The sequence below is a fragment of the Pseudomonas sp. JV449 genome (genome assembly GCF_032424295.1).
Classification (GTDB): Bacteria; Pseudomonadota; Gammaproteobacteria; order Pseudomonadales; family Pseudomonadaceae; genus Aquipseudomonas; species Aquipseudomonas marginalis.
In genome coordinates this window covers 314,988-331,139 of record NZ_VYKD01000019.1, presented here as the reverse complement: position 1 = coordinate 331,139, position 16,152 = coordinate 314,988, and the positions used below count along the sequence as shown (strand labels likewise).

Below are 16,152 nucleotides of genomic sequence, written 5' to 3'. Positions count from 1 at the left end.
CGAAAGGCGCCAGATTTAACAGTCTGGCGCCTTTTTTGGTTTTGGCGGTTCGGATTGTCGTGGCTGCAGGTTCTGGGTCGCGATGGCGGTGCGTTTCATCGTATTTATGTGTCTCGATGATACTGCGTTGTCTATCTGCCCTCACTGCGGGGTGGGCGTCAGGGAGATGAGCGACGACCCCTTCTATATATAGAAGGGGCGGCGCAGAGCCCTGGCGTGATTGGCTTTATTTGTCACCGGGGCGGGGCGCGACAGTGCCTTCGTATCGATAAATTGCCGGCTGTTTACGGGCGTATTTCCAGTAGGGTGACTTCTTGAGTTTGACCCACTAGAATGCATGCCCTTGATTGGGGTCGGAAATGGCCGGCTAACGTCTGTGCAACGAGGAATATCCATGCAAGTTTCTGTTGAAAATACTACTGCTCTCGAGCGCCGCATGAGCATCACCGTGCCGGCTGAGCGCATCGAGACTGCGGTCAACAAGCGTCTGCAGCAGACTGCCCAAAAGGCCAAGATCGCTGGTTTCCGTCCAGGCAAAGTGCCAATGAGCGAAATCAAGCGCCGTTTTGGTGCTGATGCACGCAATGAAGCCGTCGGTGACGTGATCCAGGCTTCTTTCTACGAAGCAGTGGTTGAGCAAAAGCTGAACCCGGCTGGTTCGCCTTCGATCGAACCCAAGTCCCTGGAAGCGGGCAAGGACCTGGAATACGTTGCCGTATTCGAAGTGTTCCCCGAGTTCGAAGTGGCCGGTTTCGACGGTATCGCTATCGAGCGCCTGAGCGCCGAAGTGGCTGATTCGGACCTGGACAACATGCTGGAAATCCTGCGCAAGCAGAACACCCGTTTCGAAGTGGTCGACCGTGCTGCCCAGAACGAAGACCAGTTGAACATCGATTTCGTTGGCAAGGTTGACGGCGAAGCATTCGCTGGCGGCTCCGCCAAGGGTACTCAGCTGGTGCTGGGTTCCAACCGCATGATTCCTGGCTTCGAATACGGCCTGGTTGGCGCCAAGGCTGGCGAAGAGCGGGTCCTGAACCTGGAATTCCCTGCTGACTACCAGAACCTGGACCTGGCTGGCAAAGCCGCCGAGTTCACCGTGACCGTCAACAGCGTTTCCGAGCCTAAGCTGCCAGAGCTGAACGAAGAATTCTTCAATCAGTTCGGCATCAAGGAAACCGGTATCGAAGGCTTCCGCACCGAAGTTCGCAAGAACATGGAGCGCGAGCTGCGCCAGGCTATCAAGTCCAAGGTCAAGAACCAGGTCATGGACGGTCTGCTGGCCTCCAACCCGATCGAAGTGCCTAAGGCCCTGCTGTCCAACGAAGTGGATCGCCTGCGCGTACAGGCTGTCCAGCAGTTCGGCGGCAACATCAAGCCAGACCAGCTGCCGGCCGAGCTGTTCGAAGAGCAAGCCAAGCGCCGTGTGGTGCTGGGTCTGATCGTGGCTGAAGTGGTCAAGCAGTTCGACCTCAAGCCTGACGAAGATCGCGTCCGCGAAATGATCCAGGAAATGGCTTCGGCCTACCAGGAGCCTGAGCAGGTCGTGTCCTGGTACTACAAGAACGACCAGCAGCTGAACGAAGTACGTTCGGTTGTGCTGGAAGAACAAGTTGTGGATACTGTTCTGCAGAAGGCTAAGGTGACCGATAAAGCGGTCTCTTACGAAGAAGCAGTCAAGCCGGCGGAAGCAGCACAAGCCGACTGATTGTCCAACTCGTTGGAAATTCAACCATAAGCCAGCCTCGCGCTGGCTTATGCGTTTTCAAGACATGACTATTTGGGAGTAACTGCAGAGCATGTTCCGTAATTCCTATATTCAGCAGAACTCTGATATCCAGGCCGCAGGCGGCCTGGTCCCGATGGTTGTCGAGCAGTCCGCTCGTGGCGAACGCGCCTACGACATCTACTCGCGCCTGCTCAAGGAGCGAGTGATCTTTCTGGTGGGCCCGGTAGAGGACTACATGGCCAACCTGATCTGTGCGCAACTGCTGTTCCTTGAAGCGGAAAACCCGGACAAGGACATCCATCTCTACATCAACTCGCCGGGCGGTTCGGTGACAGCGGGCATGTCGATCTACGACACCATGCAGTTCATCAAGCCGAACGTATCGACTACCTGCATTGGCCAGGCCTGCAGCATGGGCGCGTTCCTGCTGACCGCAGGTGCCGAGGGCAAGCGTTACTGCCTGCCGAACTCGCGCGTGATGATTCACCAGCCACTGGGCGGTTTCCAGGGCCAGGCGTCGGACATCGAAATCCACGCCAAGGAAATCCTCTTCATCCGCGAACGTCTCAACACGCTGATGGCCAAGCACAGCGGGCACACCCTGGAAGAAATCGAGCGCGACACCAACCGTGACAACTTCATGAGCGCCGAAGCCGCACGTGAATATGGGTTGATCGACGCAGTGATCGAAAAGCGCCCCGCTTAATATAAGCCGCTCAAAATAGGGCTGGTCGGGTTTCCCGATCATCTGCGGGCTTGAAAAAGCCCGCATAAGCCTTCATCTTGTGTTGCAAGCCTATCGGATTTGGATCGAACGAATGACTGACACCCGCAACGGCGAGGACAACGGCAAGCTGCTCTATTGCTCCTTCTGTGGCAAAAGCCAGCATGAAGTGCGCAAATTGATTGCCGGCCCCTCGGTCTTTATCTGCGACGAGTGCGTCGACCTGTGCAATGACATCATCCGTGAGGAGGTGCAGGAAGCCCAGGCCGAAAGCAGCGCGCATAAATTGCCTTCGCCTAAAGAAATCAGCGGCATCCTTGATCAGTATGTGATTGGTCAAGAGCGTGCAAAGAAGGTTCTGGCCGTAGCGGTATACAACCACTACAAGCGCTTGAACCAGCGTGACAAGAAAGGCGACGAAGTCGAACTCGGCAAGAGCAACATCTTGCTGATCGGTCCTACAGGCTCGGGTAAGACCCTGCTTGCAGAAACCCTCGCTCGCCTGCTGAACGTTCCGTTCACCATCGCTGACGCCACCACCCTCACCGAGGCTGGCTACGTGGGCGAAGATGTCGAGAACATCATTCAGAAACTGCTGCAGAAGTGCGACTACGACGTAGAGAAGGCCCAGATGGGTATTGTCTACATCGACGAAATCGACAAGATCTCGCGCAAGTCCGACAACCCGTCGATCACTCGGGACGTTTCCGGTGAAGGCGTGCAGCAGGCCCTGTTGAAACTGATCGAAGGCACGGTTGCTTCCGTACCGCCACAAGGCGGCCGCAAGCACCCGCAGCAGGAATTCCTTCAGGTTGATACGCGCAACATCCTGTTTATCTGTGGCGGTGCATTCTCCGGCCTGGAGAAGGTTATTCAGCAACGGTCTACCCGTGGCGGCATCGGTTTCAGTGCAGAAGTGCGCAGCAAGGAAGAAGGCAAGAAGGTGGGCGAGTCCCTGCGTGAAGTCGAGCCTGACGATCTGGTCAAGTTCGGTCTGATCCCGGAATTCGTTGGCCGTCTGCCGGTCCTGGCCACGTTGGACGAGTTGGATGAGGCGGCTCTGATTCAGATCCTCACCGAACCGAAAAACGCCCTGACCAAGCAATACGCCAAGCTGTTCGAGATGGAAGGTGTGGACCTCGAGTTCCGTACCGACGCGCTCAAATCGGTGGCCAAGCGGGCACTGGAGCGCAAGACCGGTGCACGTGGCCTGCGTTCGATCCTCGAAGGTGTATTGCTCGACACCATGTACGAAATCCCCTCGCAGTCCGAGGTGAGTAAAGTGGTGATCGACGAAAGCGTTATAGAAGGTAAGTCCAAGCCACTGTATATCTACGAAAACAGTGAGCCGACTGCCAAGGCTGCGCCAGACGCGTAAGCGTTTCGCAGTTTTGGTACAAACGAAGGGGCCTCTAGGGGCTCCTTTGTTTTTCATAAGGATTTTTACTGCGTGTAACTGCCAGCATTGAGCTTGTTTTTTTTACACGCAGCCCCCATCTTGGTTTCAAGCTTATTTTTCAACTGTCATAGAGGCGAAATCATGAAGACAACCATCGAATTGCCTCTCCTGCCGTTGCGTGATGTCGTCGTCTATCCGCACATGGTTATCCCGCTGTTCGTGGGGCGCGAGAAGTCTATCGAAGCCCTCGAGGCCGCGATGACGGGCGACAAGCAGATCCTGCTGTTGGCCCAGAAAAATCCTGCCGATGATGATCCAGGCGAAGATGCCCTGTATCGCGTCGGCACCATTGCCACTGTCCTGCAACTGCTCAAGCTGCCCGATGGCACCGTCAAGGTGCTGGTGGAAGGCGAGCAGCGCGGTGCGGTAGAGCGTTTCATGGAGGTGGACGGCCACCTGCGCGCCGAAGTGGTGCTGATCGACGAAGTCGAGGCCCCTGAGCGCGAGTCCGAAGTGTTTGTGCGCAGCCTGCTCTCGCAGTTCGAGCAGTACGTGCAGTTGGGCAAGAAAGTCCCGGCTGAAGTCCTGTCTTCCCTCAATAGCATCGATGAGCCAAGCCGCCTGGTCGACACCATGGCCGCGCACATGGCGCTGAAGATCGAGCAGAAGCAGGACATCCTCGAAATCATTGACCTGTCGGCCCGTGTCGAACACGTGCTGGCGTTGCTGGATGCCGAGATCGACCTGCTCCAGGTCGAGAAGCGCATCCGGGGTCGGGTCAAAAAACAAATGGAGCGCAGCCAGCGCGAGTACTACCTGAATGAGCAGATGAAGGCCATTCAGAAGGAGCTCGGCGACAGCGAGGAAGGCCACAACGAAATCGAAGAGCTGAAAAAGCGCATCGATGCTGCCGGCCTGCCGAAAGACGCCCTGGCCAAAGCCACCGCCGAGTTGAACAAGCTCAAGCAAATGTCGCCGATGTCGGCCGAAGCCACCGTGGTGCGCTCGTACATCGACTGGCTGGTGCAGGTGCCGTGGAAGGCCCAGACCAAGGTACGCCTGGACCTGGCCCGTGCCGAAGATATCCTTGATGCCGACCACTATGGCCTTGAAGAAGTCAAAGAGCGCATCCTCGAATACCTCGCCGTGCAGAAGCGCGTGAAGAAGATTCGTGGCCCGGTGTTGTGCCTGGTTGGCCCGCCTGGGGTAGGTAAAACCTCCCTGGCCGAGTCCATCGCCAATGCCACCAACCGTAAATTCGTGCGCATGGCCCTCGGTGGTGTGCGCGATGAGGCGGAAATTCGTGGCCATCGCCGGACTTACATCGGTTCGATGCCAGGAAGATTGATTCAAAAAATGACAAAGGTGGGTGTGCGCAACCCGCTGTTCCTGCTCGATGAAATCGACAAAATGGGCAGCGACATGCGTGGCGATCCGGCATCGGCCTTGCTGGAAGTGCTCGACCCTGAGCAGAACCACAATTTCAACGACCATTACCTGGAGGTCGACTACGACCTGTCCGACGTAATGTTCCTGTGCACCTCCAACTCCATGAACATCCCGCCGGCATTGCTGGACCGGATGGAGGTGATTCGTCTGCCGGGTTACACCGAAGACGAGAAGATCAATATCGCCGTCAAATACCTCGCGCCCAAGCAGATTTCGGCCAATGGCCTGAAGAAGGGCGAGATCGAATTCGACGTCGAGTCGATCCGCGACATCGTGCGCTACTACACTCGCGAGGCCGGTGTCCGGGGCCTTGAGCGCCAGATCGCGAAGATTTGCCGCAAGGCGGTCAAGGAGCACGCGCTGGAAAAACGCTTCTCGGTGAAGGTCTCGGCCGACGCTCTTGAGCACTTCCTGGGTGTGCGTAAATTCCGTTACGGCCTGGCAGAACAGCAGGATCAGGTAGGGCAGGTGACTGGCCTGGCGTGGACCCAGGTGGGCGGCGAATTGCTGACCATCGAAGCTGCGGTGATCCCCGGCAAGGGCCAGTTGATCAAGACCGGCTCCCTCGGTGACGTGATGGTCGAATCCATTACCGCCGCGCAGACCGTGGTGCGCAGCCGCGCCAGGAGCCTGGGGATCCCCCTGGACTTCCACGAGAAGCACGACACCCACATCCACATGCCGGAAGGGGCTACACCGAAGGATGGTCCGAGCGCTGGCGTAGGCATGTGCACGGCCCTGGTTTCGGCATTGACCGGCATACCGGTGCGCGCCGATGTTGCGATGACCGGGGAAATCACCCTGCGTGGCCAGGTATTGGCCATTGGTGGCCTGAAAGAGAAATTGCTGGCTGCACACCGCGGTGGCATCAAGACTGTGATCATTCCTGAAGAGAATGTTCGCGACTTGAAGGAAATTCCTGACAATATCAAGCAGGATCTTCAGATTAAACCGGTTAAATGGATTGACGAGGTCCTGCAAATTGCGCTGCAATACGCGCCGGAGCCCTTGCCGGATGTGGTTCCGGAGATAGTTGCAAAGGACGAAAAACGAGAGTCTGATTCCAAGGAAAGAATTAGCACGCATTAATGTGAATAAGCCTGGGGGCTTCCTTGACAGCTTTTTAGAGCCCTTGTTATAAAGCGGCTCTTAAGTGTCTGTAGGCCATTCAGCACTGGTTTTTGCTGTTTACCAAAAAACTTAGAATCATACTCAATAGATATATAAGGGGACTTAGAGTGAACAAGTCGGAACTGATTGATGCTATCGCTGCATCCGCTGATATCCCGAAAGCTGCTGCCGGCCGTGCGCTGGATGCAGTAATCGAATCCGTCACTGGCGCTCTGAAGGCCGGCGACTCCGTGGTACTGGTAGGCTTCGGTACTTTCTCTGTGACTGACCGCCCAGCTCGCACTGGCCGTAACCCACAGACTGGCAAAGCACTGCAAATCGCTGCTGCCAAGAAACCAGGTTTCAAAGCCGGTAAAGCCCTGAAAGAAGCGGTTAACTAAGCTTCGATCAAGCCTTTGCTACCCGGGTCGGACGCAGGTCTGGCCTGGCAGCGGAGCGAAAGCTGACCCAAGTATCCATCGGGTCGCCAAGCCGGGGGTGTAGATTCAACCCCCCGTCCGCTCCGCCAGTTACGAGAAGGCGCATCCTCGGATGCGCCTTTCTTCTATCCGGACTCTACCCACGCTCCACGGTTGCCAATTTTTGAAGTTCAACCGTTTCTGGGGGACGCATGCTGCAAAATATCAGGGACAATTCACAAGGCTGGATTGCCAAGACCATTATCGGGATCATCGTCGCATTGATGGCGTTCACCGGTATCGAGGCCATTTTCCAGGCTTCGACCAACACCAAGCAGGACGTGGCCAAGGTCAACGGTGAAGAAATCACCCAGACTGAACTGAGCCAGGCCGTCGACATGCAACGTCGCCAGCTGATGCAACAGCTGGGCAAGGATTTCGATGCTTCACTGCTGGACGAAAAACTGCTGCGCGAAGCGGCCCTCAAGGGCCTGATCGATCGCAAGCTGCTGCTGCAAGGCGCTGCCGACTCCAAGTTTGGCTTCTCTGAAGCTGCACTGGACCAGGTGATCCTGCAGACGCCGGAATTCCAGGTGGACGGCAAGTTCAACGCCGAACGCTTTGACCAGGTGATCCGTCAGCTGGGCTACAGCCGTCTGCAGTTCCGTCAGATGCTGACCCAGGAAATGCTGATCGGCCAGGTGCGCGCAGGCATCGCCGGCAGCGGTTTCGTGACCGACGCCGAAGTGCTGGCATTCGCCCGTCTGGAAAAACAGACCCGCGATTTCGCTACCGTCAATATCAAGGCCAACCCTGCGGCGGTGAAACTCACCGACGACGAGGTCAAGGCTTACTATGACCAGCACGCCAAGGAGTTCATGACCCCGGACCAGGTGGTCATTGACTACCTGGAACTGAAGAAGTCTTCCTTCTTCGACCAGGTCAGCGTCAAGGACGATGAACTGCAGGCTGCCTATCAGAAAGAAACCGCCAACCTCGCTGAACAGCGTCGTGCCGCGCACATCCTGATTGAAGTCAACGACAAGGTCACCGACGCGCAAGCCAAGGCCAAGATCGAAGAAATCCAGGCACGCCTGGCCAAGGGTGAGAAGTTCGAGGCCCTGGCCAAGGAGTTCTCCCAGGATCCAGGTTCGGCCAACAATGGCGGCGATCTGGGCTTTGCCGGCCCTGGCGTCTACGACCCTGACTTCGAAGCTGCCTTGTACGCGTTGAACAAAGACCAGGTTTCGGCGCCGGTGCGCAGCACCTTCGGTTGGCATTTGATCAAGCTGTTGGGCGTTGAAGCACCGCAAGTGCCGACGTTTGCCAGCCTGAAAGACAAGCTGACCCGCGAGCTCAAGACCCAACAGGTCGAGCAGCGTTTTGTCGAAGCAACCAAGCAATTGGAAGATGCGGCATTCGAAGCCTCCGACCTGGCCCAACCAGCATCGGACCTGAAGCTGACCGTACACACCTCCGCGCCGTTTGGCCGTGAAGGTGGTGACGGTGTCGCGGCCAACCGCGCCGTGGTCACCGCTGCGTTCAGCCCGGAAGTGCTGGATGAGGGTGCCAACAGCAGCGCCATCGAGCTGGACCCGGAAACCATCATCGTGCTGCGTGCCAAAGAGCACCGCAAACCGGCGCAACTGCCGCTGGAAAGCGTTGCCGCGGCGATTCGCACACAGATGGCCAAGGAGCGCGCCAGCGCGGCTGCCAAGACTCACGCTGACGAACTGATCGCCAGCCTGCGTGATGGCAAGACCCCGCTGAACCAGCCGGTCGACGGCCAGGCCTGGAAAGTCACTGAAGCGGCTACCCGTAGCCAGGAAGCGATTGACCCGGCCGTGCTGCAAGCCCTGTTCCGCATGCCCAAGCCTGCGGCCAAGGACAAGCCGACCTTCACCACCGTGACCCTGGCTGATGGCAGCCTGGTGATCGTGCGCTTGAACGGCGTCAACGAAGCGGCCGCCCCAACGGACGAAGAAAAGGCGCAATACCGCCGCTTCCTCGCTTCCCGTGTCGGCCAGCAGGACTTTGCGGCGTACCGCAAGCAGTTGGAAACCAAGGCTGATATCAAGAAGTACTGATGTCGCTTTGAACAAGAAGCCCCCGGCCTGAAAAGACCGGGGGCTTTTTTATGTGTGCGCTAGACTGGGTACTCGGTATCGTCGACCCGGGAGTTCCAAGCGTGTTGATTCAAGGAATGGATGGCTTGCTGATCCGCCGCGCCAGCGTGGCGGATGTTCCTGCGGTGCTGCAGGTGTTCGACGAGGTGATCGCCTGGTTCGTTGGCAGGGGCAATACCCATCAGTGGGGCACCGAGCCCTGGTCGGGGTCGCCCCGGCGGGTCGCGCAAGTGGCTGAAGCCTGCGCGTTGCCCGGGGCCTGGGTTGTCGAGGACCCCGAGGGGCATCTCCGAGGAGCGCTGGTGGTGGGCGACCCCATGCCTTATGTACCTTCGGCGACTGAGCCCGAGGTGTATGTGCGCCTGTTGATTGCCGCGCGTGACCCGAGTGTTCGCGGCCTTGGCCGGCGCATGATGGCCTTTGCCGATGACCAGGCCCGCGCAGCAGGAGTCACGCGCTTGCGTGTGGACTGCTACGGCGGCGGGACAGGGGATCTGGTGCGTTTTTATGAGTCCTGTGGCTACCAGCGCATTTCAACGTTCGACTTGGCGGGGTGGCCGGGCCAACTGCTGGGGCGCCGTCTGTGATGCACCGGCCCAGGCCAGCAGCATCAGAAGCACAACCGCCCATGGAAAGGCCGTGACGCCCCAACCTTGAAGCAATACGCCACCCGCCAGGCCGCCACCGGCTATCCCCAGGTTCCACACGGTCACCAGCATGGATTGTGCGGCATCCGCCGACTTGCCCGCCGATTGGGCCAGTGCGGTTTGCAGCAATGCCGGCAAACCGCCGAACGCCAGGCCCCATAACGTCACGGCGATATAGATGACTGCCGGCACATTGATCCACAACGCCAGCGCAAGGGCGATCAGGCCAAACAGCGCACAACTGATCAGCAGCAAGGCGCGCAACCACCGGTCAATCAATACACCTGCCAGCCAGATGCTCAGCACTGCCGCGAGGCCGAACACCAGCAGTACTCTGTCAACGTCCGCATCGACCCCTGCGGGCACCAGCAACGGGGCGATGTAGGTGTACAGAATGTTGTGGGCCAGCACGTAGGTAAACGTCACCCATAGCACCGGACGAATGCCCGACAGGTTCAGCACCTGGCGCAGCCCCAGGCGTTTATCCGCCCGTTCGCCGGCAAAGTCCGGCAGTTGCCAGCGTGCCCAGGCGAGCAGCACCAGGGTCAGCCCGGTCATGATCGCAAAGCTCAAGCGCCAGCCAACGGCGGTGCCGAGGAAGGTGCCCGCAGGTACACCCAGCGACAGCGCCAGGGGTGCACCCAGCATCGCCACGGCAATGGCGCGACCTTGCAGGTGTGGCGCCACCATTCGGCTCGCATAACCCGCCAGCAACGCCCACAGCAACCCGGCGAAGACCCCGGCAAAAAAGCGCGCCACCAGGGTCAACCCGTAATGGCTGGACAGCGCGGTTACGCTATTGACCAAGGCAAAGCCGCCAATGGCCAGCAGCAACAACGGCCGCCTGCGCCAGCCGCGGGTCAGCAGCGTCAGCGGGATGGCTGCCAGCAGGGAGCCAAGGGCGTAGAGGGTAACCAATTGGCCGACCAAGGCGGGCGACACGCCCAGGCCGTCGCCCATCTGCGGCAGAAGCCCGGCGGGCATGGCTTCGGTGAGGATGGTAATAAAGCCGGCGCTGGCCAGGGCCAGTAGACCGCCCAAGGGTAAAGAATCCCGCTGGGCTGATGCGGTGAGTGAAGGGCTGCTGCTCATGACGTTTTATCCAGGTAAAAGGGCAAGCAGGCAGAGTAGGGCGCTGTGGTTGACGGAAAAACAGGCTAAGGTTCCGAACTTATCGGACGCGGATGTCCGTAATTGGAGGCAGATCATGGACAGCTTGGGCAGCCTGTCGGTATTTGTGCAGGTGGCGCAGACGCTCAGCTTCACCGCCGCCGGCCGCGTGCTGGGGGTGTCGTCGTCGGCCGTGGGCAAAAGCATTGCGCGGATGGAAGAGCGCCTGGGCGTGCGGCTGTTTCACCGCAGCACGCGCAGTATCACCTTGACCAGTGAAGGTGCACTGTTCCTTGAGCGCTCGCGGCGGATTCTCGCTGAGGTGGAAGCGGCCGAGCAGGAGCTGACGGACGCCGCTGCAACGCCACGGGGCAAGTTGCGCATCAGTGTGCCGCAGGTGCGCGGCTTGTTGATGCCGGTGCTCAGTGACTTTATGCGCACCTACCCGGAGATCGAGCTGGACGTGGATTTTTCCGACCGCATGGTGGACGTGATCGAGGAAGGTTTCGATGCGGTGATTCGCACGGGCAAGCCGGAAGATTCGCGCTTGATGGCGCGTCATCTGGGCCACTACCAGTTGGTACTCGTCGCCACGCCGGGCTACTTCGCCCAACACGGCACGCCGCAGCAACCACAGGACCTCAATGGCCACGCCTGCCTGCGCCACAAGTTCTGCGCCACGGGCAAGCTCGAGCCCTGGCCGTTGCGCCTTGCCCCGGGGGCTGCGGAACCGCTGTTGCGTACGCCGCTGGTCAGCACCACCATCGAGTCCCTCAAGCATGTGGTGCTCGAGGGCTTGGGCATTGCCTGCCTGCCGGACTACATGGTCAACCAGGCCGTGGACGAAGGGCGCTTGCAACGGGTGCTGGATGATGACCTGGAGCATCGGGGCAATTTCTGGATATTGTGGCCCGGTCGCCATACCTCGGCCAAGCTCCGCGTATTTATTGACCATATGTGCGCCGGGCTTTTCCCTGCAGGCCCCGGCGCGTAACCCTGTGACGTTTTACCGACAGGAATGCGCGCGCCAAGGCCTCGTTCTGTTGCACAATACCGCCCAGACCGTTTTCCTCAGGATTATCAATGTCGACATCATTCCACTTGCGTAGCCTCGGGCTGGCGCTGGTGCTGGCGGGCGCCGCGGGCTGCTCGTCACCCAAGACCGCTATTTATGAACATGAGAACTTCGACGACTCCGGTACATTTTCCCGGGATTACCCGGTTACCGATGTAGCGGCGTGCGAGGCCGCGCGGCGCGCCTTGCTGAGCCAGGGCTACATCATCACCAGCAGCGATCCGAAACTGGTCGTGGGTAACAAGAGCTTCCAGCAGACCGGCGAAACGCACCTGCAGATCAGCTTCAACGTGGTGTGCGCCGATGATGGCAAAGGCAAGAACCACTCGACGATGTTCGCCAATGCCCTGCAGGATCGTTATGCGCTGAAGAAGGTCAACAACTCCGCGAGCCTGGGCGTGGGCGTGCTGGGGTCGGTGTCGATGCCGATCGGCTCTACCGATGACTCGATGGTGAAGGTGGCCAGTGAGACGGTGTCCGCGCCGAAGTTCTACGACCGTTACTTTGCGTTGGTGGATGTGTTCCTGCCACAGGAAGTGAAGAAGGCCGAGCATATCCCCGAGCAGCCCAAGGCCGACCTCGGTGTGCCGGAGCCGAAGGCCGCACCGGCTGCAGAGAAAGTCGAGGCGCCGAAGGAAGAGCCTGCCGCACCGGCTGCCTCGGAGCCGGTTGTGCCCGCGCCTGAGGCTGCACCGATTGCGCCGCAGGCCGAGCCCGCACCCGCTGCCACCACGCCGGACCTGCCGCCGCCGACAGAAGCGATTCCGCCCCTGCCGACGCCTGCGCAGTAAATCAAACCGCTACGGGGTCGGCCTTGTCGACGTTGATCCCGTAGCGTTTGATCGCTTCACTGACCTTGTCGCGACCGATCACGCCGTCATCCGCCAGTGCCTTCAGGGCAGCCAGGGCGATGAAGTGGCGATCCACCTCAAAGAACGCGCGCAAGGCTTCCCGGGTGTCTGATTGCCCGAAACCATCAGTGCCCAGTGCGACAAAGCGTCGGCCCGGCACGAACGGACGAATCTGATCGGCGAACAGCTTCACGTAATCCGTCGCCACCACCACCGGTCCCGTTTGCCCGGCCAGGCATTGCTCGACGTAGCTCTCGCGTGGCTCACGCTCGGGGTGCAACAGGTTCCAGCGCTCCACCGCGTGCCCGTCACGGCGCAATTCGGTCAGGCTGGTCACGCTCCATACATTGCATTGCACGGCAAAGTCGTTGGCGAGCAGGTCGGCGGCGGCGATCACTTCGCGCAGGATCGAACCACTGCCCATCAGTTGCACCTTGGCGTGCTGGCTGCCGCTCAGGCGGTACATGCCTTTAACAATGCCATCCTCCATACCTTCGGGCATCGCCGGGTGCGGGTAGTTTTCGTTGAGCAGGGTGATGTAGTAGTAAGTATCCTCCTGTTCGATATACATACGCCGCATGCCTTCGCGAATAATCACCGCCAGTTCGTAGGCAAAGGTCGGGTCATAGGACACGCAGCACGGAATCACCGACGACAGGATATGGCTATGGCCATCGTCATGCTGCAGGCCTTCGCCCATCAACGTGGTGCGCCCGGCCGTGGCACCCAGCAGGAAACCACGTGCCCGTGCATCGCCCGCTGCCCAGGCCAGGTCGCCGACGCGCTGGAAGCCGAACATCGAATAGAAGATGTAGAACGGCACGGTCATCAGGCCGTGATTGCTGTAGGACGTACTCGCCGCTATCCACGAGGAAATGGCCCCGGACTCATTCAGGCCTTCCTGCATGATCTGTCCGTCCTTGCTCTCCTTGTAATAGCTCAGTTGCCCGGAGTCCTGTGGGGTGTAGAGCTGGCCGACGGCAGAGTGGATGCCGATCTGACGGAACAGGCTTTCCATGCCGAAGGTGCGTGATTCGTCCGGCACGATGGGCACGATCAGCTTGCCCAGGTTCGGGTCTTTCAGCAGGGTGCCGAGGATGCGCACGAAGGCCATGGTGGTTGATATCGCGCGCTCGCCAGTGTCCTTGAGCTGAGTGGCGAAGGCGCTCAGTTCGGGGATCTGCAACGGTTCGACCGCCGTGTGGCGCGCGGGTACATAGCCGCCCAGGGCCTGGCGACGCGCGGCGAAGTAACGGGCTTCTTCGCTGTCGGCGGTGGGCTTGAGGTACGGAATTTCAGCCAGTTGCTCATCGGGCACTTCCAGGCCGAAGCGGTCGCGGAAGGCTTTGACGGCATCGGCGCCCATCTTTTTCAGTTGGTGATTGATGTTCTGGCCTTCGCCGGCTTCGCCCATGCCAAAGCCCTTGACGGTCTTTGCCAGGATCACCGTTGGTTGGCCGCTGTGGCGTACGGCGGCAGCATAGGCGTTGTAGACCTTGTCCGGGTCATGGCCGCCCCGTGAGAGTTTCCAGATATCGTCGTCGGACAGGTCTGCAACCAGTGCCAGCAACTCCGGGTATTTGCCGAAGAAATGTTCGCGCACATAGGCGCCGTTCTGGGATTTGTAGTTCTGGTAGTCACCGTCCACGCACTCCATCATGCGCTGGCGCAGCAGGCCGCCGGTGTCTTTTTCCAGCAGCGCATCCCAGCCACCGCCCCAGATCACTTTGATCACATTCCAGCCGGCGGCGCGGTACAGGCTTTCGAACTCCTGGATCACCTTGGCATTGCCGCGTACCGGGCCGTCCAGACGTTGCAGGTTGCAGTTGACCACGAAGATCAGGTTGTCGAGTTTCTCGCGCCCGGCCAGGGAAATGGCGGCCAGGGATTCCGGCTGGTCCATTTCGCCATCACCGAGGAATGCCCAGACCTTGCGGCCCTGGTGTTGCTTGAGGTCACGAAACTCCAGGTAGCGCATAAAGCGCGCCTGGTAGGCCGCCGTGATCGGCCCGAGGCCCATGGACACGGTGGGGAATTGCCAGAAGTCCGGCATCAGCCGTGGGTGGGGGTAGGACGAAATGCCCTCGCCACCGGCTTCGCGGCGGAAGTTATCCAGTTGTGCTTCGCTGATGCGGCCTTCGAGGTAGGCACGGCCGTAGATGCCTGGCGAGGAGTGGCCCTGGATGTACACCAGGTCGCCGTCGAAGTTGTCGGTGCGGCCACGGAAGAAGTGGTCGAAACCTACGTCGTACAGCACAGCGGCTGACGCATAAGTGGCGATATGCCCACCCACACCGGAGTGTTTGCCTGCACGCAATACCATGGCCATGGCGTTCCAGCGGATAAACGCGTTGATACGGCGTTCGATGACCAGGTTGCCGGGGTAGGGCAACTGGCGTTCCACCGGGATGGTGTTGACGTAAGGCGTGGTCACCCGCCCGTAGAAATCACCATGCCGCGCCACGTCGAAATCCAGCAACTGATCGATCAGGTAATGGGCGCGCGGGCGACCTTCGGTGGACAGCACCGATTCGATGGACTCCAGCCACTCGCGGGTTTCCTGTGGATCGACGTCGCGTCTGACTACGTTATTCGGGGTCATGTGAGGCTCCAGGGTCGGCGGATTTCAAGTGGCGGGCTCCTTGTGGGAACGTCGTCAATGTTGTTGCAATTGCAACTACATGGCCGAATCTAGCGCGGGATGAGCTACTATTGCAACCTTCTTGAAATCCGCCGGATGGTGTTGCATGTCGTCGAAAGAGCCTGATGTATGGTTCCGTTTTGTCAGGGCCCACAGGACGGTCATCCGTGAAATCGAGCGCCGCCTGGCGGCCGCCGACTTGCCGCCTTACGCCTGGTACGATGCACTGTGGGGCCTTGAAAGCGGCCCCGAAGGCACCCGCCGCATGCACGAATTGGCCGATGTGCTGGCCATCGAGCGCTATAACCTCACGCGCCTGGTAGATCGCCTGGAAAAGGACGGCCTGGTGCTGCGTTCACGTTCCGACGGCGATGGGCGCGCGGCCTTTGCGTCGATCACCGATGCCGGCCGGGCGTTGCGTAAAAAAATGTGGAAGATCTACGAAAGTACGGTGGACGAGTTGTTCCTGTCGCAGATCGAACCGCAGCAGCGCCAGGCGTTTGCCGAGGCGTTGGAGCGTACCGCCGGGATGGCGGTGGAGGCGGGTGTCCAAACCCGTGGTCGACGCAAGTCTGAAACTTGATGCATTCCATTTCAGTGCATCCCTGATTGCAATCGCGCCTCAAAACCCCGGTGCTAAATCCGCACAACGCTGCTACGTTTAATCCTGGAGTGCAGGAACGTCATGACGTCGACATTTTTTCGTCATCACGGCACTTTAGGCTGGCTGTGCAGGTCATTTATCTGCAGCCGCTTTTAATTCAAAACAAGGAGCCCACCATGGACGAATACCAGGAAGAACTGCTGGAGTACCAGGCCTTTGAACTGGATCCTCTGGATCCGGCCGATGACGCCACCGAGCTGTAAGACCGACT

General features: G+C 59.4%; 13 protein-coding genes. 11 read left to right on the top strand and 2 right to left on the bottom strand.

The window, feature by feature from the left end:
• The first annotated feature begins 394 nt into the window (after window positions 1–394).
• The 7 genes from tig (at window position 395) to F6S08_RS19110 (ending at window position 9,540) form a co-directional block, all read left to right on the top strand.
• The gene (gene tig / locus F6S08_RS19140; protein ID WP_315872165.1) at window positions 395–1,705 is read left to right on the top strand and encodes a trigger factor; all 1,311 of its coding nucleotides are present in this window, start codon (window positions 395–397) and stop codon (window positions 1,703–1,705) included.
• Window positions 1,706–1,796: 91 nt separating this feature from the next.
• Window positions 1,797–2,432 carry an ATP-dependent Clp endopeptidase proteolytic subunit ClpP gene (gene clpP, locus F6S08_RS19135; protein ID WP_003174822.1) on the top strand — a complete coding sequence of 212 codons (636 nt, stop codon included), beginning with the start codon at window positions 1,797–1,799 and terminating at the stop codon, window positions 2,430–2,432.
• 112 nt (window positions 2,433–2,544) lie between these two features.
• On the top strand, window positions 2,545–3,828 hold the full coding sequence (clpX, locus tag F6S08_RS19130) for an ATP-dependent Clp protease ATP-binding subunit ClpX (protein WP_003238279.1): 1,284 nt from the start codon (window positions 2,545–2,547) through the stop codon (window positions 3,826–3,828).
• 162 nt (window positions 3,829–3,990) lie between these two features.
• Complete coding sequence (gene lon / locus F6S08_RS19125; protein WP_065927024.1) at window positions 3,991–6,387, top strand: endopeptidase La; 2,397 nt, start codon at window positions 3,991–3,993, stop codon at window positions 6,385–6,387.
• A gap of 149 nt (window positions 6,388–6,536) precedes the next feature.
• Complete coding sequence (locus tag F6S08_RS19120; RefSeq protein ID WP_003174819.1) at window positions 6,537–6,809, top strand: HU family DNA-binding protein; 273 nt, start codon at window positions 6,537–6,539, stop codon at window positions 6,807–6,809.
• A gap of 230 nt (window positions 6,810–7,039) precedes the next feature.
• Entirely contained in the window at window positions 7,040–8,914 is a 1,875-nt protein-coding gene (locus tag F6S08_RS19115; RefSeq protein WP_027606244.1) for a SurA N-terminal domain-containing protein, read from the top strand.
• A gap of 101 nt (window positions 8,915–9,015) precedes the next feature.
• The gene (locus F6S08_RS19110) at window positions 9,016–9,540 is read left to right on the top strand and encodes a GNAT family N-acetyltransferase (protein ID WP_141690815.1); all 525 of its coding nucleotides are present in this window, start codon (window positions 9,016–9,018) and stop codon (window positions 9,538–9,540) included.
• Here F6S08_RS19110 and F6S08_RS19105 read toward each other — a convergent pair.
• A complete protein-coding gene (locus F6S08_RS19105; RefSeq protein ID WP_315872164.1) occupies window positions 9,487–10,692 on the bottom strand; it encodes an MFS transporter in 1,206 nt (401 codons plus the stop codon). The genes F6S08_RS19110 and F6S08_RS19105 overlap by 54 nt on opposite strands.
• A gap of 115 nt (window positions 10,693–10,807) precedes the next feature.
• On the opposite strand from F6S08_RS19105, the gene F6S08_RS19100 reads away from it, so the two are divergent.
• Window positions 10,808–11,704, top strand: a complete 897-nt coding sequence (locus tag F6S08_RS19100; RefSeq protein ID WP_065927027.1) for a LysR family transcriptional regulator — start codon at window positions 10,808–10,810, stop codon at window positions 11,702–11,704.
• Window positions 11,705–11,793: 89 nt separating this feature from the next.
• The gene (locus F6S08_RS19095; RefSeq protein WP_027606248.1) at window positions 11,794–12,576 is read left to right on the top strand and encodes a DUF2242 domain-containing protein; all 783 of its coding nucleotides are present in this window, start codon (window positions 11,794–11,796) and stop codon (window positions 12,574–12,576) included.
• A gap of 1 nt (window position 12,577) precedes the next feature.
• On the opposite strand, the gene aceE is transcribed toward F6S08_RS19095, so the two are convergent.
• Window positions 12,578–15,238, bottom strand: a complete 2,661-nt coding sequence (gene aceE, locus F6S08_RS19090; RefSeq protein ID WP_315872163.1) for a pyruvate dehydrogenase (acetyl-transferring), homodimeric type — start codon at window positions 15,236–15,238, stop codon at window positions 12,578–12,580.
• A gap of 145 nt (window positions 15,239–15,383) precedes the next feature.
• Between aceE and F6S08_RS19085 the strand changes: the two genes are divergently transcribed.
• Together F6S08_RS19085 and F6S08_RS19080 are read left to right on the top strand one after the other, a co-directional pair.
• Window positions 15,384–15,860, top strand: coding sequence for a MarR family winged helix-turn-helix transcriptional regulator (locus F6S08_RS19085; RefSeq protein WP_027606249.1), 477 nt, complete (start codon window positions 15,384–15,386; stop codon window positions 15,858–15,860).
• Window positions 15,861–15,886: 26 nt separating this feature from the next.
• Complete coding sequence (locus F6S08_RS19080; RefSeq protein ID WP_137212152.1) at window positions 15,887–16,144, top strand: hypothetical protein; 258 nt, start codon at window positions 15,887–15,889, stop codon at window positions 16,142–16,144.
• The last annotated feature ends 8 nt before the right edge of the window (window positions 16,145–16,152 follow it).

Coding starts and splice junctions, on each gene's coding strand:
- clpX (WP_003238279.1), top strand. CDS start 2,545: ATGACTGACACCCGCAACGGCGAGGACAACGGCAAGCTGCTCTATTGC.
- lon (WP_065927024.1), top strand. CDS start 3,991: ATGAAGACAACCATCGAATTGCCTCTCCTGCCGTTGCGTGATGTCGTC.
- clpP (WP_003174822.1), top strand. CDS start 1,797: ATGTTCCGTAATTCCTATATTCAGCAGAACTCTGATATCCAGGCCGCA.
- F6S08_RS19095 (WP_027606248.1), top strand. CDS start 11,794: ATGTCGACATCATTCCACTTGCGTAGCCTCGGGCTGGCGCTGGTGCTG.
- tig (WP_315872165.1), top strand. CDS start 395: ATGCAAGTTTCTGTTGAAAATACTACTGCTCTCGAGCGCCGCATGAGC.
- aceE (WP_315872163.1), bottom strand. CDS start 15,238: ATGACCCCGAATAACGTAGTCAGACGCGACGTCGATCCACAGGAAACC.
- F6S08_RS19115 (WP_027606244.1), top strand. CDS start 7,040: ATGCTGCAAAATATCAGGGACAATTCACAAGGCTGGATTGCCAAGACC.
- F6S08_RS19105 (WP_315872164.1), bottom strand. CDS start 10,692: ATGAGCAGCAGCCCTTCACTCACCGCATCAGCCCAGCGGGATTCTTTA.
- F6S08_RS19085 (WP_027606249.1), top strand. CDS start 15,384: ATGTCGTCGAAAGAGCCTGATGTATGGTTCCGTTTTGTCAGGGCCCAC.
- F6S08_RS19100 (WP_065927027.1), top strand. CDS start 10,808: ATGGACAGCTTGGGCAGCCTGTCGGTATTTGTGCAGGTGGCGCAGACG.